The sequence below is a fragment of the Litorilinea aerophila genome, assembly GCF_006569185.2.
GTDB lineage: Bacteria > Chloroflexota > Anaerolineae > Caldilineales > Caldilineaceae > Litorilinea > Litorilinea aerophila.
On the sequence record NZ_VIGC02000009.1, the window covers coordinates 177469 to 202410 of the forward strand.

Here is a 24942-nt window from a genome sequence, read left to right on the forward strand (position 1 = left end):
ACAGTGGTCGAATCAGGGTCGACGCGCCTCCATTGTGGAGAAACGTCAGGCCCGTTGCCTGACATTCTACCAACATTTACCCTGACCTTCAACTGATTTTGAATCGTCGGGTATGGTTCACAGGCGTCGGAGTCACGGACAGGGCGGCGCCCAATGGGCGGGTGCCCCCCGGGCGCGCCTCTGGGCCCCTGTCCCTACATCCTGCACCGGCGCTCTTGAACTATACCCTGAATCGTCCTCCCCCCACAGGGCAGAGGCAGCGCAAGAAAAAGGCCCCATCCAACAGAGATGGGGTCCTTTCAGGCCAGCTCCCTGGCAGCCAGGGCAGCGCCAATGATGCCGGCATTGTTCAACAGTTGGGCCGGCACGATTTCCGCCCGGGCCTTCAGGTGGTGGAGAAACTTGTGCTGCTTTTTGCTGACGCCCCCGCCGATGATGAACAGGTCGGGCGAGAAGAAGAATTCCATCTGGGCCAGGAACTCGTTGACCCGCTCGGCCCACTGGGCCCAGCTCAGTCCCTCTTCCTTGCGCACCCGGGCCGCAGCCCGATGTTCGGCATCCTTGCCCCGGATGGGCAGATGGCCGAACTCGGTGTTGGGGAGGAGGTGGCCGTCCACAAAAATGGCCGTACCGATACCGGTGCCAAAGGTCAACATGATGACCACGCCCCGACGATTCCGCCCGGCGCCCAACACCATTTCCCCGATCCCGGCGGCGTCGGCGTCGTTCAGGACCCGCACGGGAGATCCGGTGGCCTTCTGAAACAGGCGCACCGCATCCACCCCGATCCAGGATTCATCCACGTTGGCCGCGCTGTACACCACCCCATGGCGCACGATGGCCGGGAAGGTACAGCCAATGGGGCCATGCCAGTCGAAGTGGCTGGCCAACTGGGCTACCACCTCGGCCACGGCTTCCGGCTTGGATGGGCGAGGCGTGGGGATCCGATGCCGTTCCGCCACCAGTTCACCGGTGTCCACATCCACCGGCGCCCCCTTGATGCCACTACCGCCGATATCGATGCCAAGAATCTCCACTCGTCTACTCCTTCCCATTCAGCCAATGCATACCAATCTATCCCCTGAGGTCATCGAGCCACACAGAGCCAGCCAAAGACGGCTCCCACCAACGGCAGTGTACATTCTGTCTCCCGCCTGTGCAAATACCCGTCTTTCCTCCCCATGTGTTTATTTGAGGATGGCACCCGTCGCCGCAGGAGGTTTGGGACGCGGGCTGACGGAGATAAGCGCCTGGCACCGCCATAATGGGGGATCGAGCGGGAAATCGGTCGCGGCGAGATAAGTGACAGCGTCAAGAATTCTGGAGGGAAGAGATGGGCACGAAGTGTAGCGGAAAGGTGCAGATGCTGGGCTGGCTGATGGGGCTGCTCCTGTTGAGCGCCTGCACCTCCCTCACCCGGCCGCCCACCCAGGTGGCCAGCGCCAACGTGGTGGCGGCTCTCAGCGGCCCCACCGATCACGGCTTTGCCCGCGCCATGGCTCCTCGGCCGCTGGCCTTTCCCCGGGACCACGGCGCCCATCCAGAGTACCAGACCGAGTGGTGGTACTACACCGGCGTGCTGGAGGATGAGGCCGGGCAGCTGTTCGGCTACCAGCTCACCTTCTTCCGCACGGCCCTGGAGCCGGACATGCCCACCCGTTCGTCCGACCTGGCCACCAACCAGGTGTACATGGCCCACTTCGCCCTGACCGACGTAGCAGGTGGCAGGCACGTCAGCTTCGAGCGCTATAGCCGGGGCGCCGGTGGACTGGCTAGCGCCACTGGTGAACCCACCTACCAGGTGTGGCTGGAGGATTGGTCCGTCCAGCAGACGGCGCCCGGCGTGGTCCACATGCAGGCCGCCGCGGAAAGGGACGGCGAAGAGGTCTCCGTGGATCTCACCCTGCGGGAGACCCGCCCGCCAGTCCTGCATGGCGTTGCCGGCCTCAGCCAGAAGGGGCCAGAGCCCGGCAACGCCAGCTACTACTACAGCCTGATCGGCCTGGAGACCACCGGCTCGGTGACCCGCCAGGGGCGCACCGCCCAGGTCCAGGGCCGAAGCTGGATGGATCACGAATTCGGCACCAGCGCCCTCAGCGCCGATGCGGTGGGGTGGGACTGGTTCAGCATTCAGCTGGACGACGGCATGGCCTTGATGCTGGCCCAGATCCGGACCCGGGACGGCGGCCGCCTCCGGGATTTCCACGGGACCGTGATCTTCCCAGACAACCGGCAGGAAACAGTGGCCGCGGACGACTTCCAACTGACCGTGCTGGATCACTGGACCAGCCCCAACACGGGCGTCACCTACCCCTCGGGCTGGCAGCTCGAGCTGCCCCGCTTCGACCTGACCCTCCAGATTTCGCCCCTTCTTCGGGATCAGGAGATGCAAGTCAGCTTTGTCTACTGGGAAGGCGCGGTCACCGTGACGGGGAACCGGGGAGAGGAGCCGGTCCAGGGGATCGGGTACGTGGAGCTGACCGGTTACGGTTCAGAACGGGAGGGGCTACAACGATAGGGCATGGGAGGGCAGAGGCCGGGGCTGCCGGTCCCCCCGGTCAGGATTCCCGGCCATGAAGGCGTTCCATCGCCAGGCGGACCACTTCCTTCTCGCCTTCAAAGGTCATGATGGACAGGGCCTCCTCCGGCGTAAACCAGGCGGCATCGTCTACCTCGTGACAGGCGTCCGAGATGGTGCCGCCCACCGCCCGCAGCAGGTAGAAGTCCACCCGCTTGTGGACCAGCTCGGGCACCTCTTTGCGATAGGTATCCCAGTACCAGTAGTCGATGGTCTTCAGGAAGCCCTCGTTGACGGTCTCCAGCCCCACCTCCTCGTGGACTTCCCGCAGGGCGGTCTCCAGGGAAGACTCATGGGGTTCCAGGGAGCCCTTGGGCAGTTGCCAGCGGGTTCGCTGGCGGGTGGCAATCAGGGCAATTTCCACCCCGGGTCCCTGGGCGCGCGGCCGATAGGCGACGCCGCCGGCCGAGTAATCCTCCCGAATCCGGTGCCAGGTCCGCTTGGTGTGGGGAGTAATCTCGGGGAGAGAACGGCGCCGGTCACTCATGGCTGACCCCTGCCCGCGGTCCATGCATGGCCGGATCGGTCCCCGGTGCGGCCTGGCCATTTGGGCTGCGCTGGAGCTGCCAGTGTCGATTGTTGGGCGCGCCGGCCAGCGGGCCATCGGCCACCGCCAACGCCAGGGCCTGGGCCACCCGCTCCCAGTTGTCGGGCGGGCGGTTCACCAGGGGCGCGGGCAGGTAAGCCGGTGTGGTGAAGCTCAAGGCGCCGGCCAGGGTGGGCACATCCCACACCCCCCGGGCCCGGGCGATGACCACAAAGGTCTCCATCCATTTGTCCAGCAGGACCAGCCAGGCCGCCAGGGTCTGAGCGGCCTGGTGCAGGGCCAGGGGGCGAGGGCGTCTGCGGCCGGCAAAGCGCCAGTAGAGGGTACCCTCCCGGTCAAAACGGAGCCGCTCTGGCAGCACCGGACCGGGCGCCAGGCCCAGGGCAAACCAGGCGTCCAGACTGCGATGGAGTTCGGTAACCAGCGGCGGCAACAGCGCCTGGGGATGATCCCCCAGGGAGAGAAGGCCGGCCGGCTGGCCAGGAGCATAATGGAGCTCGCGGTTTCGTATGTAGAAATATCCCATAGAACGGCAACTCAATCGGTTACAGATTCGTCCAACCAACCTCAACCTACAGCCACTGGCGCCGCCGGAAAAACAGGAGCATGCCCGCCCCCACGCTCAGGAAGACCAGCCAGATGGCCGGGTAAGCCCAGCGCCAGTACAGTTCCGGCATGTGTTCGAAGTTCATGCCGTAGACCCCGGCCAGAAAGCTGAGGGGGATGAAGATGGTGGAGATGATGGTCAGCACCTTCATCACCTCGCTCATGCGGTTGTTGGCCAGGGCCAGATGGGTCTCGATGGTGCTGCTCACCAGGTCCCGCATGCTGTCGGTCAGATCGGCCAGGCGCACCATGTGGTCGTACACATCCCGGAAGTAGATGCGGGCATCGGCCGGGATGACCTCGTAGTCGGAGCGGGCCAGCCGTTGCATGAGCTCCCGCTGGGGGATCAGGATACGGCGCAGCCGCAGGGCACTGGTCTTGGCCGTCAGGATGTCGTTCAGTAGCACCTCATCCTGGTCCCGCTCCTGGCGGAAGATGGCGTCCCCCAGGGCCTCCACCTGGATCTCGAATTCCTCCAGGAGGGGCACGTAGCTGTCCACCTGGCGATCCAGGAGATCGTAGAGGAGGATGGCCGGCCCCCGGGCCAGTCCCCGCTCCTGGTGATAGTCGGTCCGCCACAATTTGTCGATGACGGGCATGGGCTCATCGTGGATGGTGATGAGATAGCTGTTGCCCAGGAAGATATCCACCTCATGGGTTTCGATGGCCATGCGCTCTTGGCCCAGCCCCAACGTATGCACCACCAGGTAGAGGTAGCTGCCGTAGTCGTCCACCTTGGGCACATGGACGTCGCTGACCACATCTTCGATGGCCAGGGGATGGAACCGGTAGAGCTGCTCCAGAACCAGGGCATATTCCTCGGCACTGGGGGCTTGCATGTCGATCCAGAGGCGTGCCTGGGGATCCCGCACGGCCGACTGCAGCTGCTCCGTGGGGAGCTCGGTGACGATGGGACTGTGGCGATGGCGGTAGAGGGTGCGGATCATGGCGGACGGTCGCAAGTCTGATTTGCGCTTGGATTCACAACCAGCTCACTGCCCTCTCATGGACGTCGCACAGACGGCAGAAACAGGGCATGGGGCCAGGTATGTCCTGCGTCACCCACCAGATAGATGCCGCCGTCCATATCCACCACGAAGACGTTGCCGGCTTCATCTTCCCCGAAGGATGAGATACGCAGGCGGGTGTCGGCCAACTCCTGCACCGCCCACCCGCTGCCATCCCGCTGCAGACCCCAGATGCGGCCGGTACAAAAATCGCCGTAGAGATAGATGCCCTGCAGCCGGGTCAAAAAGCCCCGATAGACCATCCCCCCGGTGATGGAACAGTCGCCCCGGCTGTGGTCGTACTCGGCGACAGGCAGGGTCAGGCCCGTCTGGTCACAGGTGGGCGAGCCATAGCAGTGCATCCCCTCCATGATGCGCCAGCCATAATTTTCCCCGCCGCTGCCGGCGGCCGGCTGAAAGTTGACCTCCTCGTAGCTGCCCTGGCCCACGTCGGCGATGTAGAGGTCCCCCGTCAGGCGGTCAAAGTTGAAGCGCCAGGGGTTGCGCAGCCCATAGGCCCAGATCTCATCCCGGCTGCCCGCCACCTGGGCAAAGGGGTTGTCCGTGGGGATGGTGTAGCTTCCGGTGGCGCCCACCTGGATGCGCAGGATCTTGCCCAGCAGGGTATCGGTGCGCTGGCCTGCGTTGAAGGGATCGCCTCCGCTGCCCCCATCCCCCAGGCCCACGTACAGGTATCCGTCCGGCCCGAAGGTCAGATGCCCGCCGTTGTGGTTGGTGTAGGGCTGGTTCACCAGGAGGATGCGCTCTTCGCTGTCCGGGTCGGCCACGTTCCCGTCCCCGGTGATCCGGAAGCGGGCCACCACCGTGTCGTTGCCCGTACCCGGGTCGGGCTCGCTGGGGGCATCCGGCGACACCGGATTGCCAACGGCGCTGTAGTGGACAAAGAAATAGCCGCCTGTGGCGAAGTCCGGCGGAAAGGCCAGCCCCAACAGACCACACTCGCCACAATTCGAGTTGACCCGGTCCCGGATGTCCAGGAAGGGGTCGGGCAACAGGGTCTCCCCCTGGACGACCCGGATCACCCCCGCCCGTTCCACCACGAAGAGCCGCCCAGAGCCGTCGCCGGCGTGGGTGACGTGCACCGGCTGATCATATTCGCCCACGATGCGCGTCAGGGTAAGCTCCGGCCAGACCAACGGCAAGGTGTTTGTGTCCTGAGCCGACAGGTGCGTCGGATGGAGCCCCAGCAGGCTCAAAGCCATCAGGGCCAGCCAACCCAGCAGCACGCATTTCCGGCGCCCTGCCCCGGGCCATCCCCATGCCCATCTCCATTGCTTCATGCCGCTTCTACCTTTTCCCGAGGGGTTTGCGGGTGTGCCTCAACGACTATGGTCCATCATTTGCCATACGGGTGCAATCATAACATATTTTGCCCCTTCTGATGAACGGGAAAAAACAGGGGGCGGTCATGGAGGACCACCCCCTGGCTCCTACCTGCCGTTGGCCGGGAGACCGGCCGGGTAAACGGCTACTTGCGTCGCATGGTGATGGTCAGCTCATAGGGGTCACTCGCATCGGACGGGATCTGGTAGGCATCCTGGGCGATGGGCTGGTACTGCTGGTGCACCACCACGATGCCATAGCTTTCACCGGGCGTCACTTTGGCGTCCAGCTGGAAGCGGCCCTCGGCGTTGCTCGTCCCGCTGCCGTGGACCATATCGTCCGGGAAGTCCGCCTCCACCCAATCGTCGATGAGGATGCCGGGCTTCAGGAAGACGATGAGCGCGCCGGCGACGGGCTGCCGCTGATTATCCCGGTCCAGTACCACGCCGGTTACGTTCACCGCCCGGGGCCCCGGTGCCGTGCCCCCCTGCACGGTGAAGTTGCCGCTCTGGTTCAGCTCACCGGCGATATAAAGCTCCAGGGTGTACTCCCCGACCGGCAGCCCATCCGGATGGGAAAGGCTGATGTAGTAGCTGCCCGATTCGCCTGCATCCCACACGGCCTGATTCTCCAGCACCTGCTGCCCGTTGAAATACCAGCGGGTCATCCAGGAGGTACCGTTGGCCATGCCCTCATAGTCGAAGAACGCGTACACTTTCTTCAGATTGCTGAAAACCGCCCCCGGATTGACCGGCCGGTCGTTCTCCACCCCTTCCGCAAAGCGGATGGGGCCGAAGCCACCGCCGCCGGAGTTAGCAGGCGGCTGGGGCACGGTTCCCTCGCCGATGATCACCCCGCCCCGGTAGAGGGAGACCCCATCGTAGATCAGCTCCAGTTCGATGAAGCCATCGGGCAGGCCCTCGTCGTTGTAGACGCTGACCCAGCTGCTCCCGCTCTCCCCCTCCTCCCAGGCGAAGGAGTCCCGCAGGCCTTCGAAGCCATCCACATACCAGACATACGTCAGCGTTTTGCCATCTTCAAAGCCGCTGTAATCGAAGACCGCGTAGAGGTCGGTGATGCCGCTGGGGAACTGGACATCCACGCCCACCGGTTGACCGCTCCGATTGACGGCCTGGGCGAAGCGGACGTTGCTGATGGCGGCGCTGCCATCACCCGGCTGGTTGGGGAAGTAGCTCTGGACGAAGTCGATGGCCAGGTTTCCCGTGCGCACCAGGCCGATCTTGCCCACGTCGTCGGTGTTCCCGGCGGTGGGCACCCCCACAAAGCGCCCCCGGTCATCGGTGGCTAGGCCGCCGGAATTGCCGTGGCTCAGCTCCGCATCGGTTTTGATCCACTCGTAGATGCCGTCCCGATCTTCATCCAGGAAGCCCGAGACGATGCCCTTGGTGTAGGTGGGGGTGTTGCCGCCCAGGCCGGGATAGCCGAACATGTTGATCTCATCGCTGATCATCAAGTCGTCGCTGTTACCCAGCTCAATGGGTGTCAGCCCCAAATTGGGGGGCAGAGGTGCTTGTGGGTCATCCACCATCCCAGTGATCTGGACCAGGGCCAGATCCAGCTTTTCGTCCACCTTCACCACCACACCCACATACTTCAGGATGGCCTCGCCCCGCAGGTCGGCCGGCGGCACGGCGATCCCCACCAGGCCGTCGTCGTTGAAGAGGCCGTTGGTCCGGTCGCCGGCCACCACGTGGTGATTGGTCAGGATCAGGCCATCTTCGCTCATGACGGTGCCGCTACCCAGGCTGAACACCTCGAAGTCGTTGTCCGGCACGATCACCTGAACCGTGGCACGCAGGGCCTGGATCACCTGCTCCCGCTCGATGGCAGCCGCCGGTTTGATCACCAACGCGCTGCCCAGCAGGGTCAGGAGCAGAAACAACAGGCTTCCCCAGGGGCGGCGCCGCACACGGCGCCAGGGTTGCCGCAGGATCATTCCTCACCTCCCTTCAGGTTCAGGCTGTCGAAGACCAGCCGGAAGTGGGGCGCTTCCGCCTCCCATTCGACAGCATCGGCCGCCACGGTGACCACCACCAGGTGGCCATCCAGGACAAACAGAAGATCCTGGGCCTGAACCACCACCGGCGGCGCCACAGCGCCGGCCGCGCGGGTGGGATCGGCCACATAGGCGTAGGTGACCAGGACGGCAGGCTGGCCATCCAGGACGGTTACCGATTCGGCCCACAGCTCCCGATAGCGATCCAGGGACTGGCTGCGGCGCAGGCCCCACGCGGTGCGGGCGGCCACCAGGGTTTCCCCCTCTTTCAGCGGCCGGACAAAAGCGCTGATTTCGGCGTCGAAGCTGCTGGCACTCTGGGGGTTCTTCACCCGGAAGGCCAGATCCCCGGCCCGCTGGCCGATCCAGCTGGCGGGCACGGACAGGGTGGGCAGGTCCTCCCCCAGGGAGACGGGCCGGCTGGCGTTCAACGCCCGAAGCTGAATGCCAAACCCCAGGAAGAGGACAAACGCTACCCAGACGATCAGGATCAGATCGTTACGGCGGATATCTTCCGGCTCGGGCGGTGCGTTGGTCACGCTGGGTTTGGCCAGGAGGCGGATCAGCTGAGTCATTGGGTCACCTCCTCGCTGGTTCCATCATCCGGGTCATCGACGCCGGCCGCCGGCTGGGGCGACGGGGCGGTGCCAGGGACGATGCCGGTATTCGGATCGACGGTTTGGGCCGCATTGGGGTTCGTGTCTGGAGTGTGGGCCTGGGCTGACATATGGGCCAGGCGCAGGGTCTCTTCATTGGCCCGGGCCACCAGCCAGAAGACCACGGCCAGGGTCACTCCCGCCACGATAGCGGCGAAGATCAGGTCGCCCCATGGGTTGTAGTGGAGACTATTGCCGGCGCTCCGCTCCAACAGGAAGAAGAAGAGCCCGTGGAGGGCCGCCGCCAGGGTGAATCCCATGGGCAGATAGTAAAACGGGACCTTTTCAAACCGGCTCTGGCCGATGAAGTAGCCCAGAATACCGGCAAAACTGGCATAGGCCAGGGCATTGACCACCATGCGGATGGAGCCGATGTCCAGGTCCACGCCACCATGGGCAAGGACGTATGAAAAGTTGAGCACCGTGGCCAGGCCCAGCCCGGCCGCCACCGCGTAGATGACGCCATCCACCCGTTCGTCGAACTCCGGGTGGTCGAAGACGCTGAAGCGCACAGTCCCATAGATCATGAACTGCTCCACCACGGCCACCACCAGGATACCGCCGAACAGGTGGGCCCACCAGCTGCTGTAGAGCCAGCGATCTACCCCGAAGACCCCCTGAAGGATGGGGCCATGGAGTGCGCCAGCCACCAGCAGGGCGATCAGGAAGACGTTGAAGACCATGCGTTTGGGTTCTGGTTCCAGGCGGTCCATCCGGTAGAAGAAGATGAGCCAGAGGGCTGCCGGAACCAGGCTGAAAATTAGCCCCAGCAGAATCAGGCCCACACCGGCCAGGTTGTCGCCCAAATTGGGCAACAGGAAGTTGAAGATGGCAACGAAAAGCAAGAGGCCGAATAGCTCGAACGCGATGGACGCCCACAGACCTGTCCGATTGTGGGCCACGCGTTCCAGGCGGCTCAGCTCATCGTTGCCGGCTTGAAGTGTTTGCACCGGGTGCCTCCTTTCGATGCGTGGAAATTGGTAGTAAATCCCGGCAGAAATTCGCCGATAGGTTCCACCAGAGGTAATGTCGGCGAATTTCTGCCGTGATATTTACGCCAGACTGGAGTAGAAATGGCGCTGACGGTTGAACTCTGCTCCGAAGTCCAACCGCCGCAGGGGCCGTGGGGCTGAAGTGGGGAGCAGTTTGACACCCTTTTCAGATGCGTGGTACATTCTTTGCAGCTCATTCTAAATCAAGTGCAGGACTATGGACAAGCAGCAAATTTTGAACCTTCGCCGTGTCGGCAATCCGGTCCTGGTCTACAGCCAGGACACCTTCGAGCAGATGCTCCACCACCTCAGTGAGCAGCCTCGTCTGGCGCTGGACACGGAGAGCGACAGCCTGTTCAGCTATTACGCCAAGATCTGTCTGATCCAGATCACCACCTACACCCACCCGGACGGCGATCCAACCCAGGTGACCGACTATCTGGTCGATCCCCTCCGCTTCAGCCGGCTGGATGGTCTGGCCGCGCTCCTGCGGGAGAAGGAGGTGGAGGTGGTGATGCACGCGGCTGAAAACGACATCCTGGTCCTGCAGCGGGAATACGATTTCACCTTTCGCCGCATCTTCGACACCCAGCTGGCGGCCCGCATCCTGGGGTGGCGCCGGGTGGGCCTGGCTGCCATCCTGGAAGAGCACTTCGGCGTGGTCAGCAACAAGCGCATGCAGCGCACCAACTGGGGTAAACGCCCCCTGACGCCGGAACAGATCGCCTACGCCCAGATGGACACCCATTACCTTCTGGCCCTGCGAGAACTGCTGGCCAGCCGGCTGCAGGCGTCCAACCGGTGGGAAGAGGCCCAGGAAGCCTTCCAGCAGCTCACCCAACTGGACTTCCGGGAGCGCAACACCCCGGAACGCACCTTCTGGCAAACCCGGGAAGCCCGCCAACTGCCCCGGGAGGCCACCGGCGTCTTCCAGGCCCTGTGGGAATGGCGGGAACGGGAAGCGCAACAGCAGGACCGCCCCCCCTTCAAGGTGCTACAAAACCAGGCCCTGGCGCGGCTGGCAACGGAGCAACCCACCAGCCTGGCCGGATTGCGGGCGTGTGGCCTGAGCCAGCACCAGGTTCGGCGCTACGGCCAGACCTTGCTATCCTTGATCCAACAGGCCAGGAGCCGCCCCCTGCCGCCCCTCCCCACCTCTGCTCCTCGGCCCGAGGAGAGCCTGGACGCCCAGACCCTGACCCGTTTTGATGCCCTGCGGCAGTGGCGCAGCAACGTGGCCGCGGAACGGGGGGTCGATCCGGACATCGTATTTCCCAACACCGTCCTCCTGGAAATCGCCCGCCATGCCCCCTCCACCCTGGAAGAACTGGCCGAGGTGGAAGGGGTGGGCCCGTGGAAGCTTCAAACCTACGGCCCCGCCATCCTCCAGATCCTGGGCAACTGACCAGCCGTTCCTGCCCCTCTGGCCATGTCGGCCCGTACGTGAATTCTGCGTAACCGAATCCTGTCTCTGGTCGTCATCATGGGGTGAAGCCTGTCATGCGACCTATGTACGTTCAGACAGCCAGGAAGGAATCGGCCATGCCCCAACCCAACATCGCACCTCATTCCCCGAAAGGCAAAATCGGCCCATATTTTGGGCTTTCTGGACGTTTCCTTCACCTGCTGCTGGGTTTGGCCATGTTGATCGCCCTGTGGCCGGGATCCACGCCTGCCGCGCACGCAGCCGAGGCGATCCATGTGGTCCGCCCAGGCGACAGCCTGGGGACTATCGCCCAGCGCTATCAGGTGAGCCCGGAAGTGCTCCAAAAGGTCAACGGCATTGTCGATCCAAACCTGATCCAGATCGGCCAGTCGTTGATCATTCCCCAGGGCGAGCCGGTCGGCACCCTCGCACCGGTTGACGCCGGGGCCTCGACCCTGCCCGGCGATGGAGGCTACCACCGGGTGCAGGCCGGAGAATCCCTCTCCCAGATCGCAAGCCAGTATGGCCTCTCCCTCTCCACCCTGCTGCGCCTCAACGGCCTGCCCGACGCCAACACCATCTGGGTGGGGCAAAAGCTTCGGCTCACCGCCCGGGTGGCCCCCGTGCAAACATCCAGGCCAGCGATTGAGCAGCCCGCCGACCTCATCCACGTGGTCCAGGCCGATGAAACGCTGGCCGAGATCGCCCGGCGCTACGGAACCACCCAGGAACAGCTCATGGTCCTCAACGGGCTGCCGCACCTGAACTTTCTGTGGCCAGGCCAGCGGCTGCGGATCAAGGCAGCCGCGACGTCGGCGCCCGCCAGCCTGGGGGTGGCCGGCGCCCCGGCGGACGGCCAGCGCTGGATCGAGATCGACCTGAGCGACCAGACCCTGACCGCCTGGCAGGGGGACGTGGTCGTCATGCGCACCATCGTCAGCACCGGCAAGTGGTCCACCCCCACGGTCAAGGGCGACTTTGCCATCTACTTGAAGCTGGACAGCCAGCATATGTATGGCGACGACTACGACCTGCCCAACGTGCCGTGGGTCATGTACTTCTACGAAGACTACGCCATCCACGGCGCCTACTGGCACACCAGCTTCGGCATTCCCGTCAGCCATGGCTGCGTCAACATGCGCCCCGAAGAGGCCGAAGCCCTCTACCGATGGGCCTCGGTGGGCACCCTGGTGCGGGTCCACGACTGACCCCAACAGCTCCGAGTATAAGATGGCAGTGTGAACCAGATGTTGACAAGGATGCCCTTCCAGGCCAAAATCAAGTACAATTGAGATGTTTGCTGAAACCTCCGGCTTTTGTTAAACTTACTCCTGCCAGGCAGTTGCCGGCGGGCTGCGGATACTACCCCCAGATGGGGGCGCCATATCCGCCTGTGTCCATGGAGCCTGTGTCAACGGAGACGGTCAGGTCCTGAATCACACCACCGGGACGGCATCAGCAAAGGCGCTGATGGCATGTGCCCAGGCACCTGTTGCAATTCAGCGTTGCCATTTTGCCATTGCAGTTTCGACAAAGATGTCCGACAAAGATAGGCCCACAGGGACCTTTCGTCAGTGGCATGTGACAGCGGGTCACGCCGCAACGAAGCCGTGGGCATCTGGTGGAATCCGCGCACGATCAGGACGGCCATCTGTTGTCTGCCTGTCCCAGGGACATGGCACAACAGCCTTGCCGTCCGTTTTTTGTTACCAGCCTGGATACCCGGCGGTCGTGCGCCGAATCCCTGCCCCGTTATTGACACCGGACAGTTGACGCCGATATTGACGCCAGATGTGGCTAACGACCGATTCGCATGGACAGACGTGTTGAGGAATGCCCTGGTCTGACAGCCGAAGATATAGCCTTCCTTCAGCAGGTGGAAGCCGGCCTGCCCATCACGGCCGACGTGAGCCGGGCTGATGTGCTGCTCTGTTGCCTGCTTGGGCCACAGCAGGCGCTGGTGGTCAGCCACGCCCTTCCCCACTCCATCTCTTCCCTCTATCGGGAAGCAGCCACCGGGCAAATCCTGACGCCCGAGGAGGAGCCCCTCCTGTTCCGCGTCCTGAAAACGGGGCGAAGGGGCCGCCGCTCCCGGGAGCTCTTCAGCAGCGGCGCCCCGGTGATCCAGGATGTGTACCCCATTCGTAACCGGGAACAACGGGTGATCGCCGCCCTGATGGTGGAAACCAACATGATTGCCCACGAGCGCCACCGGCGCCGCCACCGCAGTTTCCGCCAGGCGGTCAACTGGCTCCAGGCCATGTGCTGCCGGGGAGAGCTGGCAGCATGCGCGGAGATGAGCCGCTTCGGCCTGTACGACGGCATCTACCTGGTGGACCGAAACCGCACCATCACCTACATGAGCGGTATCGCCGCCAACCTCTTCCGTTCCATCGGCCTGGTCACCAGCCTCCAGGGCCAGCTTGTATCCGAACTGGAAGCCGAAGACGACCAGATGGTGGAGGAGGCCTTCCAGGCCCAGCGCAGCCAGGAGCGCCGTCACGAAACAGCGGATGGGCGCGTCTGGGTGCGCAAGGTGATCCCTTTGCGCATGCCGCCAAGCTGGCTGCAACGCACCCGGGTGGGCCAGCGTCTGGCCCGGCTGCTGGGCACGGGGGAACGTCAAAGCGTGGACGCGGTGCTGGTGCTGCTCCACAATGCCACCGAGGCAGTGCAGAAGCAGCGGGAACTCAACGTCAAATCGGCCATCATCCAGGAGGTCCACCACCGGGTCAAAAACAACCTGCAAACCATCGCGGCCATCCTGCGTATCCAGGCCCGGCGTTGCGAAAGTGACGAAGCGCGACAACATCTGCTGGATGCAGTCAACCGCATCCTCAGCATGTCGGTGATCCACGAATTCTTGAGCCAGGATGAACACCAACCCATCAACATCCGGGACGTCTGCCAGCGGGTAGCCCAGCAGGTTACCCAGGTGGCGGGTACCCCCGATCAGGAGGTGGCCCTGGTGGTGCGTGGGCCGAACATCCGCCTGCCCGCCAGCCAGGCCACGCCCGCCGCGCTGGTCATCAACGAGCTCATGCTCAACGCCATGGAACATGGCCTGGGGGGCCACGCCAAAGGGCGCATCGAGATCGAGCTGAGCGACCTGGGGGACGCGGTGCGGGTGGAGATCCAGAACAGCGGCAGCGCCCTCCCGCCCGACTTCGATCCCCACCATAGCGGCAGCCTGGGGCTCCAGATCGTCCACACCCTGGTCACCGACGACCTGAAGGGCGAACTGCAGATCGAGTCCATCCCCCAAAATGGCGACAGCACCACGAGTTCGGACCGGGATGAAGTTCTGGGAAACGGCGAGCCGGAGGGCCATTTCCGGGGCACCCGGGCTGTGGTGACCTTTCCCAAACGCTCTTTAAAGGTTGACTAAGGGACGGCTCACGTGTTTAATTCTGCTCATTCACACTTCGTTCACACTGGGTTTAAACCCAGAATCCTGACCAGTTGTAGGAAAAAATACAGGATTTCGTGAAGGGAATGGGTAAATAGTCAGGTAGACAGTCAAGTCGATACCGAGAAAAAGGGTTGCCAACACCAGAGTTTGTTGATGAGGAGACGGGGACGTGGAACGGACACGGATCATCATTGCGGACGATGAGTCATTGATCCGCATGGACCTGCGCGAAATGCTGACCAACCTGGGGTACCTGGTCGTCGGGGAAGTGGGGGACGGGCGCAGCGCAGTCAACCTGGCGCGCGAGCTCCGGCCGGACATTGTCATCATGGACATCAAAATGCCAGACATGGACGGCATCGAGGCAGCCCGAATCCTCACCGAAGAACGGGTTGCGCCGGTCTTGTTGCTCAGCGCATACAGCCAACAGGAGCTGGTGCAGCGGGCGCAAAAAGCGGGCGTGGCTGGCTATATGGTCAAGCCCTTCCGGGAAAGCGACCTCACCCCCGCCATCGAGGTGGCCCTGGCCCGCTTCAGTGAGTTCCGGGCCATGGAACGAGAGGTGGACGATCTCCAGGAAGCCCTGGAAACCCGCAAAGCGGTGGATCGGGCCAAGGGTATCCTCATGGACACCCAGGGGCTGAGCGAAACCGAAGCCTTCCGGAAAATCCAGAAGATGAGCATGAACAACCGGAAGTCCATGCGCACGGTCGCCGACGCCATCATCCTGGCCCACCAGATCAGCGAGCAGTAACGCCGAGGGCCACCGTTGCGACTGTCGATTGTCATGCCCGTCTACAACGAGCGGGCCACACTGGAAACCATTGTGCACCAGGTTCGCTCGGTGGACCTGACCATCGTCACAGCCGGCACGAATGGCTATCTGCCAGGGCCCATCACCCTGGAGCGGGAAATCATCATCGTGGACGACGGATCCACCGATGGCACCCGGGAGATCCTCCAGGGGTGGCAGGCGGCGGGCGAACGAGACCTGAAGATCATCTTCCATGAACGCAACCTGGGCAAGGGCATGGCCCTGCGCACCGGCTTTCAACACGCCACCGGCGACATCATCCTTGTCCAGGATGCGGACCTGGAATATGACCCGCGGGACTATGTCCACCTCTTGCAGCCCCTGCTGGAAGGACGCTCGCCCGTGGTCTATGGCAGCCGCTTCCTGGGCGGTCCCCGGGCGGCCATGAGCCTGAGCCACACCCTGGGCAACAAGGCCCTGACCTTGCTGACCAACCTGCTCTTCGGCACGGCCCTGAGCGACATGGAAACCTGCTACAAATGCTTCCGCCGGGATGTCATCGAGGGCATGCCCCTGCGCAGCCGCACCTTCGAAATCGAACCGGAGCTCACCGCGAAAATTCTCAAGCGAGGGTACACCATCTTCGAGGTGCCCATCCGCTACAATGGCCGCTCCTTCCACGAAGGGAAAAAGATCGGCTGGCGGGACGGCTTCACCGCGGTCAAAACGCTGCTGAAGTACCGGTTCATCGACTGATGCGGGGCAGATAGACTCGTGTCCAGACAGTCATCCTGGCCCGCGATTCCGGCACCGCCCCCCCTGGCCGGGCATGGACGAAGGGTGCTGACGGCCGTCCATTTTGGCGCGCGTGCCGGGCTGTTGGCCCGAGCCGATACCCTGGCCCTTGCCGTCCTGATCCTGGTTGGCTTTGGCCTGCGCCTTGGGCTGCTGGGTCGCTTCCCTTTTCACGCCGACGAAGCCCTGTACGGCTACTGGGCACGCTACACCTGGCCCGACGATCCCCTGTTCCTGCAGGTCTGGCCGGACAAGCCGCCCCTCTTCATCTGGAGCCTGGCCCTGGCCTTTCGCCTCTTCGGGGCCAGCGAAGCAGGCGCCCAGATGGTGAACGTCCTGGCCAGCACCCTGACCATTCCCCTGGTGGCCGCCATCGCCCGCCGTTGGTGGGGGCGTCCTGCCAGCCTGGTGGCCGCCATGCTCCTGGCCCTGAACCCCTTCGCCATCAGCTTCGCGGCCACTGCCTTTACCGATCCCATGTTGGTGCTGGCCGGGACCTTCGGGCTGGCCGCAGCGGCGCGTGGATGGCCTCTGTGGGCAGGGATCGGGCTGGGCGCGGCCATCATGACCAAACAACAGGGCCTGCTCTACGCGCCCCTCATCCTGGCCGTGCTGGCATTCGCTCCGGCCTCTGCCCGCGAGGCAGTTTCGCCTTCCAGTCGGCTGGCCGGGTTGGGGCGCCGGCTAGGCCTGGCCCTGGTGGGCACCGGTCTGGTGGTCCTGCCCATCGTCTATTGGGACAGCCTGCGCTGGGACGTGGCGCCGTCCCCCTGGGATTTGAGCGTGCGCCACTACGGCGGCCTCACCCTCACCCACCCCGCTGACTGGCTCGGCCGGCTGCGGGCGTGGTCGGAGCTGGCATGGTATCTGGCGGCCGGTCGCCTACCCTGGGCCGGCTGGGCCCTGCTGGCTGCGGCCGGGTTGCTGCACCTGGTACAGTCGGGCGTAAATACCACGGCAGAAATTCCGGGTGCCCTCTGGGCGCGCCCCCTCAGGTGGAAACAATTGGCGAATTTCTACCGGGATTTACCAGGCCGGCGAAGATGGCCCGGGACCATGGAACCGGGCCCCTTTCTGCTGCTGGTGGCATGGGGAGCTGGCTTCCTGGCCCTCCACGTGGTGGCCAGCGTCCAGGTCTGGGATCGCTACCTGCTGCCCCTGGCGCCCATCCTGGCCCTGGCCGGGGCGCGTCTGGCTGCCGCGCTGGGGGAGCCGTGGCCAGCGAATCCAGGCTGGCGTAAATCCCCTGGCAGAAACCCGCTGGTGGAAACCCTCAGCAAATTTCTGCCACGATTGACCCGGCCAGGGTGGACCGTGGGCATGTTGCTCCTGGTGGGCCTGTTGGGCATCCAGCCTGCTCGGGTTGCGGCCACCGGCGGCCTGCCCATCGGCAGCGACCATGGCGCCATGACGGGCCTCCACCAGGCGCTCCGCTGGCTCCAGCAAGAGAACCCTGACGGCTACGTCCTCTACCACCGGGTGCTGGGCTGGCACTACCGCTTCTACCTGTACGATCCCATACGCCATGGCCAGGTGGAGCTGCGCTGGTACCCCAGCACCACCTACCTGGCCGACAACGCGCTCAAGACACCCCACCGGCGCAAGTTTCTGCTGGTCCCGGCCTGGGCCCCCCAGCCCGACCTCGCTGCCCGCCTGGCCATGCAGGGGCTGCAGGCCCAGAAGCGCTTGCAGGCCGGCAATTTCACCCTGTACGAGCTGACACAGCCGCCTCGTCCCTTCTGCACCTGGTGCCTCTGTCGAGATCCCGGGGCGCCTGCCCGGATGCCCTTTGCCGTCTGGTCAGGGCCCCAGCTGAGCCGGGAGCAGCCTTCCCCATGACCAGGCTAGCACACATCCGCCATGGCTCAGGCCGATCCTCCGGGCTGCGGAATGGGCTCTTGGCCGCGGGGGCGCTGGCCATCTTTGTGTTGGCCCTCTACCATCCGCTCCTCTTCACCAACCGGGTGCTGGCCAGCGGCGATATTCTGCTCTATTTCTACCCCTATCGGGACTACGCGGCGGCCTCCCTGCGCCAGGGACAGATCCCCCTGTGGAATCCGTACATCTTCCTGGGCGTGCCCTTCCTGGCCAACCCCCAGGCCGCGGTGCTCTATCCTCTCCACTGGCCCTTGAGCTGGCTGCCGGTGACGAAACAGATCTACTGGAGCGCAGCCATCCACACCTGGCTCCTGGGCTTGGGGGGCTACCTCCTGGCCCGCCGCTGGCACGCCAGCCCTGGCGCCGCCCTGGTCACCGGCCTGACCCTGGCCGGCAGCGGCTTCTACGGCGGCCTGATGGGCCACATCAACCAGATGAACGGGGCCACCTGGCTGCCCTGGGCCCTCTGGGCCCTGGCACCGCTACTGCCCGGGCAGCGCCCCAACGCCCCGGGTAGCCGGACCTTCTGGGTAGCCCTCTGCTGGATGGCCGGGTTGACGGCCCTCATGCTCCTGGCCGGCCACACCCAGACGGCGTACATCAATCTGTTCGGCGTCGGCCTCTGGTGCCTCTGGCCCCTGGGGACATACGGCCGATCCTGGCGCCGCCTGGGGGAAGCCCTGCGCGCGACCGGGCTTCCCCTGGCCGCCTACGGCGGTGGTGTGTTGTTGGGGGCCCTCCTCAGCGGCGCTCAGCTCTGGCCCACCCTGGAGCTGAGCGGACTGGGGCTGCGCAGCGGCGGCCTGAGCTATGGGGAGGCCAGCAGCTTCAGCCTTCGTCCCCTCCAGTTGCTGTGGACCCTGCTGCCCTCCTACGGCCTGGCGGACCTGAGCGTGGTCTTCGGAACCCTGGGCTATACCGAATTTGTGGCCCATGTGGGCCTGCTGGGTATGGCCCTGGCCGCCTGGGGCGCCTGGCGCCGGAGTGACCCGCGCCGGAGCTATGGCCTGTTCTTTGCCGGCCTGGGTCTCTTCCTGGCCCTGGGGCGCTGGAACCCGGTCTACTACCTCCTGTACCTGGCCGTGCCGGGTTTCGATCTGTTCCGGGCGCCGGCCCGCTGGATGATGCTCTACACCCTGGGTATGGCCCTGCTGGCCGGCGTGGGCCTGGACGCCCTGCGCGCCCAGGGGCTGGGGCGCATCCCATCCTGGCTACCCCGCGGGCGGGCGTTGACCGCGGATGACATCCGCCCCCGGCTGCTGACCGGCCTGGTGGTGGCCCTGTTGGCCGTGGATCTATGGCTGGCGGCCCGGGCCCTGCCCCACGCTGCGCCCACCGCGCCCCAGGCCGTCTACGACGTGCGCACGGCGCCGGCACACCTGCTCACCGACCCGGTGCGCGCCCAGGTCGGGCCGGGGGCCATGGGCCGCTTCCTCAGCATGAGCACCATCACCTTCGACCCGGGCGACATGGCCGACTTCCGGCGCATCTTGCGGGAGGGAACGTCCCCCCAACTGAGCGAGGAAGCCTTCGCCCAACTGATCGTCGCGCTCAAGGCCCAGGAGATCCTGGCCCCCAACCTGCCCATGCTGTGGCGGGTGCCCTCGGTGGATGGCTTTGACGGCGGTGTGTTGCCCTTGCAGCGCTACATCGACTTCCTGACCCTCTTCATCCCGCCGGACCGGCTGATTGCCGATGGGCGGCTGCGGGAGCAGCTCCAGGAGATCCCGCCCACCCGCCTGCTCAACCTGCTCAACGTGCAGTACGTCATCACCGACAAGGTCCGGGATCTCTGGTTCGAGGGGGTCTATTACGACCGTCAAATTGGGGCGCGGCTGGGTGGCGACGGCCTGGAGCGCCTGACTGTCCACGTGCCAGACCCGCTGGAGGCGACCCACATCGGCCTCATCGGCGCCATCACGGCCAGCCCGGAGGCGCTGGAGGCCCTGGCCGGGGAGAATCACACCGTGGCCACCCTCCAGGTGCGCGAGGCGGGGGAGGTGGTCGCCCAGTTTCCCCTGGTGGCCGGCGGTCAGCCGGGGGCCCAACTGGCCGATGAAGGGCTGGACAGTCCCCTGGCGGCAGCCGGCGGCGCGCGGGTGGCCTTCCAGGATGTGGAGAACGGACGCCAGGAATATCTGGTGGAGCTGGCCTTGCCGCGGCCGCTCACGCCGGCCAACCTGGAGCTGGTGTGGCAGCCTGGCCCCGAGACCCTCACTGTCCAGGCCATCACCCTGATCGACCGACGCACGGGCATGTTTGTGCCGCTGTTGCCCAGCGACCGGGGCCACTTCCGCCTGGTGCACAGCGGCGACGTTAAGATCTACGAGAACCTGGACCTGTTGCCCCGGGCCTACCTGGTCCACGAAGCGATGGCCGTGGACAGCCCGGATGAGGCGCTGGCGCAACTGGCCCATCCCGACTTCGACCCTGCCCGGCAGGCGGTGGTCGAGGAGGAGGTCGCCCTACACGGCCAGCCTGCCCCGGACGACCAGGCCCAGATCCTGAGTTACAAGCCGGAAGCAGTCACCATCCGTACCCAGAGCCGAACACCGGCCTTGTTGGTTCTGAGCGATACCGACTACCCGGGCTGGCACGCCTTGGTGGACGGCGAGCCGACGCCCATCCTGCGCACCAATTACCTCCTGCGCGGGGTGCTGGTCCCGGCTGGCACCCACACCGTGCACTTTGTCTATCAGCCGGAAAGCTGGCGAAAGGGGCTGTGGGTCAGTGTCGGCGGCGCGCTCCTGCTGGGCCTCTGTCTAGCCTGGCTGGCCTGGGGACGTATTCGGTCTCCCCGGGCATCTGGTGTATAATCCCAGTCACAGGTCGGACCAACCGCTTCAACGACCAATGGCAAACAGGGGCTGGCCACAGCGGAGGAAATGCTCGTATGACAACGGTCAACCGCATAATTGTGACCCTGTTGTGGTTGACATTGCTGGTCTGCAGCGCCTACGTGGCTGCCGCACCGCTGGCAGCCCTGGCCCAGGTGGAGGAGTGGCTGCAACAGCTGGCGGCCTGGCTGCAGGCCCATCAGACGGCCAATCCCACCAATTTCCTGATCGGGCAGGTGGCCTTTGGGGTAGTGACCATCCTGATCTTCGGCCTGTTGATCACCCTGGAAGTCTGGACAGGCCAGCGTCGCGGCGTCCGGATACGCACCGTCCGGGGAGGCTCGGCAGAGCTGGACACGGCCAGCATCAGCCGCCGGCTGGCGTGGCACCTGGATCAGCTGGCGGAAATCGTCCGCGTGGTGCCGACGGTGAAATCCCGCCGGGGTGCGGTGGACATCAAGCTGGAGATCGAAGCGGCGCCGGACATCGACGTGACCATGAAGACCGACGAGGTGGTAGAGGTGACCCGGGATATCATCGAGCAGGATATGGGATTAAAGCTGGGCAAGCTGGACGTCCACATGCGCTACGCCCCCATCGACCCCGAATGGGTCCAATGATCGACCCTGGCGAAGGCGGCCCGTCCCTTCCCCGCCCACGTCTAACCCACCACCTGCCCTGCGTCCAGGCCCATGCATGTTCGCCAGCTCCTGCGGAACACCGTCGAAAATCTGCGTGCCTTTCTGAATGCCATTCCCATCGGCAAACCGCCAGCGATGACGTCCATGCGTGAAGAGCAACCGTCTCCAGACGGCCTCCCCCTTTTCCCAGAAGCCCAACCTGATCCCACGGTGACAGAGAACCAGGCCCTGCCAGCGCCGGGTGAGCCGGACGTGCCGGACTCCGCGGCAGCCAGCGGGGAAGAGCCGGTACTCGAAGGGGAAGCGCCCCCAGAGGCGACACAGGAGATGCCGTCCCCAGACGAGGCGCCTGCGCCACCGGCGATGGCGCTGCAGCTCAACGGCCATGCCGTTGGGCTCGTGGAAGTGTTGGAAAGCCTGTTGTTCGTGGCCGACGGACCGGTGGATCCGGCGCAGCTAGCCCGGGTGTTGGGGCAGCCCCGCGCCGCGGTGGAGGAGGGGCTGGCCACCCTGGCTCGCCAGTATCGGGAAGGGGGGCGAGGGTTGCGGCTTCAGGAGTACAAGGGGAAGTATCAGCTGGTGACCATGGCCGAAGCTGCCCCCTACGTGGAAGCCTTCCTCAATGTGGAGAACAGCAGCAGGCTCAGCGGCCCGGCGCTGGAGACCCTGGCCGTGATCGCCTATCGGCAGCCGGTGACCCGGGCCCAGATTGAGGCCGTGCGCGGGGTGGACTGTGCGGGGGTTCTACGTTCCCTCATGCAGCGGGGCCTGATTGCCGAAGTGGGCCGGCTGGAGATGCCCGGCCGCCCCATCCTCTACGGCGTCACAGAATTCTTCCTGCAGCACTTCGGCCTGACCGACCTGGCCGAGCTGCCGCCCCTGGAACAGGAGGAGGCCGACCTGCTGACCACGGCCACCGCCCTGGCGGAACAGCTGGAAGCGGACCCGGACTGAACGGCTCAACCTCGGATTGCTCACCCATGCCTGAGTAGCCATGCCTCATCCGGCCTGGCTTTCCACTGTTCCCGCTCCTGACGGAGCTGGGATAGAAGCAGTTGCCTCGTTTCTTCCCCATCGAAAAATGGGCAACTTTCGAAAAAGGTGATGAGCTCATCCAGGCGGGCGAGGATATCCCGCCGGGGCTCTCCGACACGTTGGCCCATACCGGACCCTCTCTTTATCCACGATTCTGGCGCACGGTGGTGCTGAAGGATGAATTCAGCATCGCGGAAACGGGTGGTGATGTGTCGGTGAGCCAGCCAGTTGGACCAGTAGAGGATGGAGCCGATCACCAGCCCTATACCGACAAGCATCACCAGAATGGAACCCAACAAAAACTCCATGGCGTTTACCCTGTTGTCCCTTGCAGGTTCAGTTCCCGAGCCAGGTGACAGCTCACGAAGTGACCGGGCGACACCTCATCCCAGGACGGTGTCTCTTCCCGGCAGATATCCCGGGCGTAGCGACAGCGGGGGTGAAAATAGCAGCCAGACGGCGGATTAGCTGGGTTGGCGACCTCGCCCGCCAGGATGATGCGCTCCGTCTTCAGATCCGGGTCTGTCTTCGGTACTGCTGACAGGAGGGCCTCGGTGTACGGGTGCCTGGGATTGGTGAAGAGCTCGTGGGTCTCGGCCATCTCCACCAGTTTGCCCACATACATTACACCGATGCGGTGTGAAATGTGCTTTACCACGGAAAGGTCGTGGGCGATAAAGAGATATGTGAGCTTGAACTGTTCTTGCAGGTCCAGCAGCAGGTTCAGAATTTGGGCCTGGATCGATACATCCAGGGCAGAGACGGCTTCGTCGCAGACGATGAGACGGGGGTTGATGGCCAGAGAACGGGCAATGCCGATCCGTTGGCGCTGCCCGCCGGAGAAAGCGTGGGGATAGCGTTTCAGGTGTTGGACCTCCAGGCCAACCAGTTGGATCAGTTCCTTGACCCGCTCGTTGATTTCCTGTTCTGTGCCCAAATGGTTGTATCGTAACGGCTCGGCGATGATGTCCCGAACAGTCATGCGAGGATTCAAGGAAGAGTAAGGATCCTGAAAGATCATGTGCATGTACCGGCGTACAGCCCGGAGCTCCCGTCGATCCATCTGCGCCAGATTGACCCGACGCCCATCCGGCAGGCGGAACCAGATCTCCCCCTCGCTGGGCGAAATGGCGCGCACAATACAGCGCCCCAGGGTTGTCTTGCCACTGCCGGATTCTCCCACCAGCCCAAAGGCCTCCCCTTCGTGAATGTACAGGCTTACGTCGTCCACAGCCCGGACATGGCCAACCACGCGACGTAAAAACCCCTTCTCAATGGGAAAGTATTTTTTCAAATGGTTAATTTCCAGGAGTTTCTCCGCGGAAGTCGGATGCCTCGCTGGCGATACATTCATGGGACCAGCTCCTCTTCCTCGCTATACAAAAAACAGCGAACTTCATGATCATGGCCCACGTTCACCAGGGCGGGAATGCTGACGTCGCAGCGCCCCTGCAAGGCCTCCCGGCAACGGGAATAGAACCCACATTGGCGGGGAAAATTCAGCGGAATGGGAACATTGCCCTCCACCGCGTCCAGGCGTGTACGCGGCTGGCCCTGGATCCGGGGGATGGATTGGAGAAGACGCCTTGTGTAGGGATGCAACGGATTCCGGAAGAGTTCGCGGGTGCTGGCTCGCTCTACTACCCGCCCCAGATACATCACATTGACCTGGTCGGCGATTTCCGCGATAACACCCAGGTCGTGGGTAATGTACATGATGGCCATGCCAAATTCATCTTGTAACTGCTTCAACAGCTCAAGCACCTGGGCCTGCACGGTCACATCCAGCGCGGTGGTCGGTTCGTCGGCAATCAGCAGGCTGGGGTTGCAGGAGAGGGCCATGGCGATCATGACCCTCTGACGCATTCCGCCAGAAAGCTGGTGGGGATATTCCTTAAATCGCTGCACCGGATTGGAAATTTCCACCCGAGCCAACATATCCAAAGCGATCTCGCGGGCCTCCCGCTTGTCCGGGGTGCGGTGCAGGAGAATTGCTTCCATGATTTGATCCCCGATGGGATGCACGGGCGAAAGGCTGGTCATGGGCTCTTGAAAAATCATGGCAATATCAGCACCACGGATGGCCCGGATCTCGGGACCTTTAGGATCAAGCTGGGCCAGATCGACCGATGCGCCATCCTTGCGATGAAGCCAGATGTGCCCCCCAGCGATGAAGCCAGGTGGCGGCACGATCCGCAGGATGGACTGGGCGGTCACGCTCTTCCCACAGCCGGACTCACCGATGATCCCCACGGTCGTGCCGGGCATAATGTCCAGGTCGACCCCGTCTACGGCCTTCAGGATACCTTCGTCCGTCTTGAAATAGGTTCGCAGCCCACGAATCTCCAGAAGTTTAGGGTGTGTGCCATTCATCATAAATCAAATCTTTCCCTCGGGCGTTCAATCGGCCCATGCCC

General features: G+C 64.1%; 21 protein-coding genes. 10 read left to right on the forward strand and 11 right to left on the reverse strand.

Going from position 1 to position 24942, the window contains the following annotated elements:
* Positions 1-299: 299 nt before the first annotated feature.
* Positions 300-1037, reverse strand: a complete 738-nt coding sequence (gene ppgK / locus FKZ61_RS09090; RefSeq protein ID WP_141609766.1) for a polyphosphate--glucose phosphotransferase — start codon at positions 1035-1037, stop codon at positions 300-302.
* A gap of 296 nt (positions 1038-1333) precedes the next feature.
* Between ppgK and FKZ61_RS09095 the strand changes: the two genes are divergently transcribed.
* Positions 1334-2518, forward strand: coding sequence for a lipocalin-like domain-containing protein (locus FKZ61_RS09095; protein ID WP_229964196.1), 1185 nt, complete (start codon positions 1334-1336; stop codon positions 2516-2518).
* 40 nt (positions 2519-2558) lie between these two features.
* Here the strand turns inward: FKZ61_RS09095 and FKZ61_RS09100 are convergent, their stop codons facing one another.
* The 7 genes from FKZ61_RS09100 to FKZ61_RS09130 all read right to left on the reverse strand — a co-directional run bounded on the left by FKZ61_RS09100 (position 2559) and on the right by FKZ61_RS09130 (position 9705).
* Complete coding sequence (locus tag FKZ61_RS09100) at positions 2559-3065, reverse strand: NUDIX hydrolase (RefSeq protein ID WP_141609767.1); 507 nt, start codon at positions 3063-3065, stop codon at positions 2559-2561.
* Positions 3058-3651 carry a hypothetical protein gene (locus FKZ61_RS09105; protein WP_141609768.1) on the reverse strand — a complete coding sequence of 198 codons (594 nt, stop codon included), beginning with the start codon at positions 3649-3651 and terminating at the stop codon, positions 3058-3060. Before FKZ61_RS09105 ends, FKZ61_RS09100 begins: the two co-directional genes overlap by 8 nt.
* Before the next feature lie 46 nt (positions 3652-3697).
* Positions 3698-4693 (reverse strand): magnesium/cobalt transporter CorA, encoded by a 996-nt coding sequence (gene corA, locus FKZ61_RS09110; protein ID WP_141609769.1) that lies wholly within the window; start codon positions 4691-4693, stop codon positions 3698-3700.
* Between the two features lie 41 nt (positions 4694-4734).
* A complete protein-coding gene (locus FKZ61_RS09115; protein ID WP_229964197.1) occupies positions 4735-5901 on the reverse strand; it encodes a PQQ-dependent sugar dehydrogenase in 1167 nt (388 codons plus the stop codon).
* A 326-nt stretch (positions 5902-6227) separates the two neighbouring features.
* The gene (locus FKZ61_RS09120) at positions 6228-8039 is read right to left on the reverse strand and encodes a S1C family serine protease (protein ID WP_141609771.1); all 1812 of its coding nucleotides are present in this window, start codon (positions 8037-8039) and stop codon (positions 6228-6230) included.
* Positions 8036-8674, reverse strand: coding sequence for a hypothetical protein (locus FKZ61_RS09125; protein ID WP_141609772.1), 639 nt, complete (start codon positions 8672-8674; stop codon positions 8036-8038). Before FKZ61_RS09125 ends, FKZ61_RS09120 begins: the two co-directional genes overlap by 4 nt.
* On the reverse strand, positions 8671-9705 hold the full coding sequence (locus FKZ61_RS09130; protein WP_141609773.1) for a PrsW family intramembrane metalloprotease: 1035 nt from the start codon (positions 9703-9705) through the stop codon (positions 8671-8673). The genes FKZ61_RS09125 and FKZ61_RS09130 overlap by 4 nt, the downstream gene beginning before the upstream one ends.
* 277 nt (positions 9706-9982) lie before the next feature.
* Between FKZ61_RS09130 and FKZ61_RS09135 the strand changes: the two genes are divergently transcribed.
* The 9 genes from FKZ61_RS09135 to scpB all read left to right on the forward strand — a co-directional run bounded on the left by FKZ61_RS09135 (position 9983) and on the right by scpB (position 22444).
* The gene (locus tag FKZ61_RS09135; protein WP_170199479.1) at positions 9983-11152 is read left to right on the forward strand and encodes a ribonuclease D; all 1170 of its coding nucleotides are present in this window, start codon (positions 9983-9985) and stop codon (positions 11150-11152) included.
* 236 nt (positions 11153-11388) lie between these two features.
* Positions 11389-12381 carry a LysM peptidoglycan-binding domain-containing protein gene (locus FKZ61_RS09140; protein ID WP_170199481.1) on the forward strand — a complete coding sequence of 331 codons (993 nt, stop codon included), beginning with the start codon at positions 11389-11391 and terminating at the stop codon, positions 12379-12381.
* A 605-nt stretch (positions 12382-12986) separates the two neighbouring features.
* Complete coding sequence (locus FKZ61_RS09145; RefSeq protein WP_141609776.1) at positions 12987-14561, forward strand: sensor histidine kinase; 1575 nt, start codon at positions 12987-12989, stop codon at positions 14559-14561.
* A 193-nt stretch (positions 14562-14754) separates the two neighbouring features.
* Positions 14755-15339: an ANTAR domain-containing response regulator gene (locus FKZ61_RS24265; protein ID WP_141609777.1), complete on the forward strand. Its 585-nt coding sequence runs from the start codon at positions 14755-14757 to the stop codon at positions 15337-15339.
* Positions 15340-15354: 15 nt separating this feature from the next.
* On the forward strand, positions 15355-16095 hold the full coding sequence (locus FKZ61_RS09155; RefSeq protein WP_170199483.1) for a glycosyltransferase family 2 protein: 741 nt from the start codon (positions 15355-15357) through the stop codon (positions 16093-16095).
* An 18-nt stretch (positions 16096-16113) separates the two neighbouring features.
* A complete protein-coding gene (locus tag FKZ61_RS09160) occupies positions 16114-17973 on the forward strand; it encodes an ArnT family glycosyltransferase (protein WP_141609778.1) in 1860 nt (619 codons plus the stop codon).
* Positions 17970-20828, forward strand: coding sequence for a YfhO family protein (locus FKZ61_RS09165; protein WP_141609779.1), 2859 nt, complete (start codon positions 17970-17972; stop codon positions 20826-20828). The genes FKZ61_RS09160 and FKZ61_RS09165 overlap by 4 nt, the downstream gene beginning before the upstream one ends.
* A gap of 77 nt (positions 20829-20905) precedes the next feature.
* A complete protein-coding gene (locus FKZ61_RS09170; RefSeq protein WP_141609780.1) occupies positions 20906-21469 on the forward strand; it encodes a hypothetical protein in 564 nt (187 codons plus the stop codon).
* A 165-nt stretch (positions 21470-21634) separates the two neighbouring features.
* On the forward strand, positions 21635-22444 hold the full coding sequence (gene scpB / locus FKZ61_RS09175) for an SMC-Scp complex subunit ScpB (RefSeq protein WP_229964198.1): 810 nt from the start codon (positions 21635-21637) through the stop codon (positions 22442-22444).
* 20 nt (positions 22445-22464) lie between these two features.
* On the opposite strand, the gene FKZ61_RS09180 is transcribed toward scpB, so the two are convergent.
* From FKZ61_RS09180 to FKZ61_RS09190, 3 genes are read right to left on the reverse strand one after another with little or no spacing between them, the layout of a single operon-like run.
* Positions 22465-22833, reverse strand: a complete 369-nt coding sequence (locus FKZ61_RS09180) for a hypothetical protein (RefSeq protein ID WP_141609781.1) — start codon at positions 22831-22833, stop codon at positions 22465-22467.
* Between the two features lie 5 nt (positions 22834-22838).
* On the reverse strand, positions 22839-23879 hold the full coding sequence (locus FKZ61_RS09185; RefSeq protein WP_141609782.1) for an ABC transporter ATP-binding protein: 1041 nt from the start codon (positions 23877-23879) through the stop codon (positions 22839-22841).
* Positions 23876-24901, reverse strand: a complete 1026-nt coding sequence (locus FKZ61_RS09190; RefSeq protein ID WP_141609783.1) for an ABC transporter ATP-binding protein — start codon at positions 24899-24901, stop codon at positions 23876-23878. The genes FKZ61_RS09185 and FKZ61_RS09190 overlap by 4 nt, the downstream gene beginning before the upstream one ends.
* Between the last annotated feature and the right edge of the window lie 41 nt (positions 24902-24942).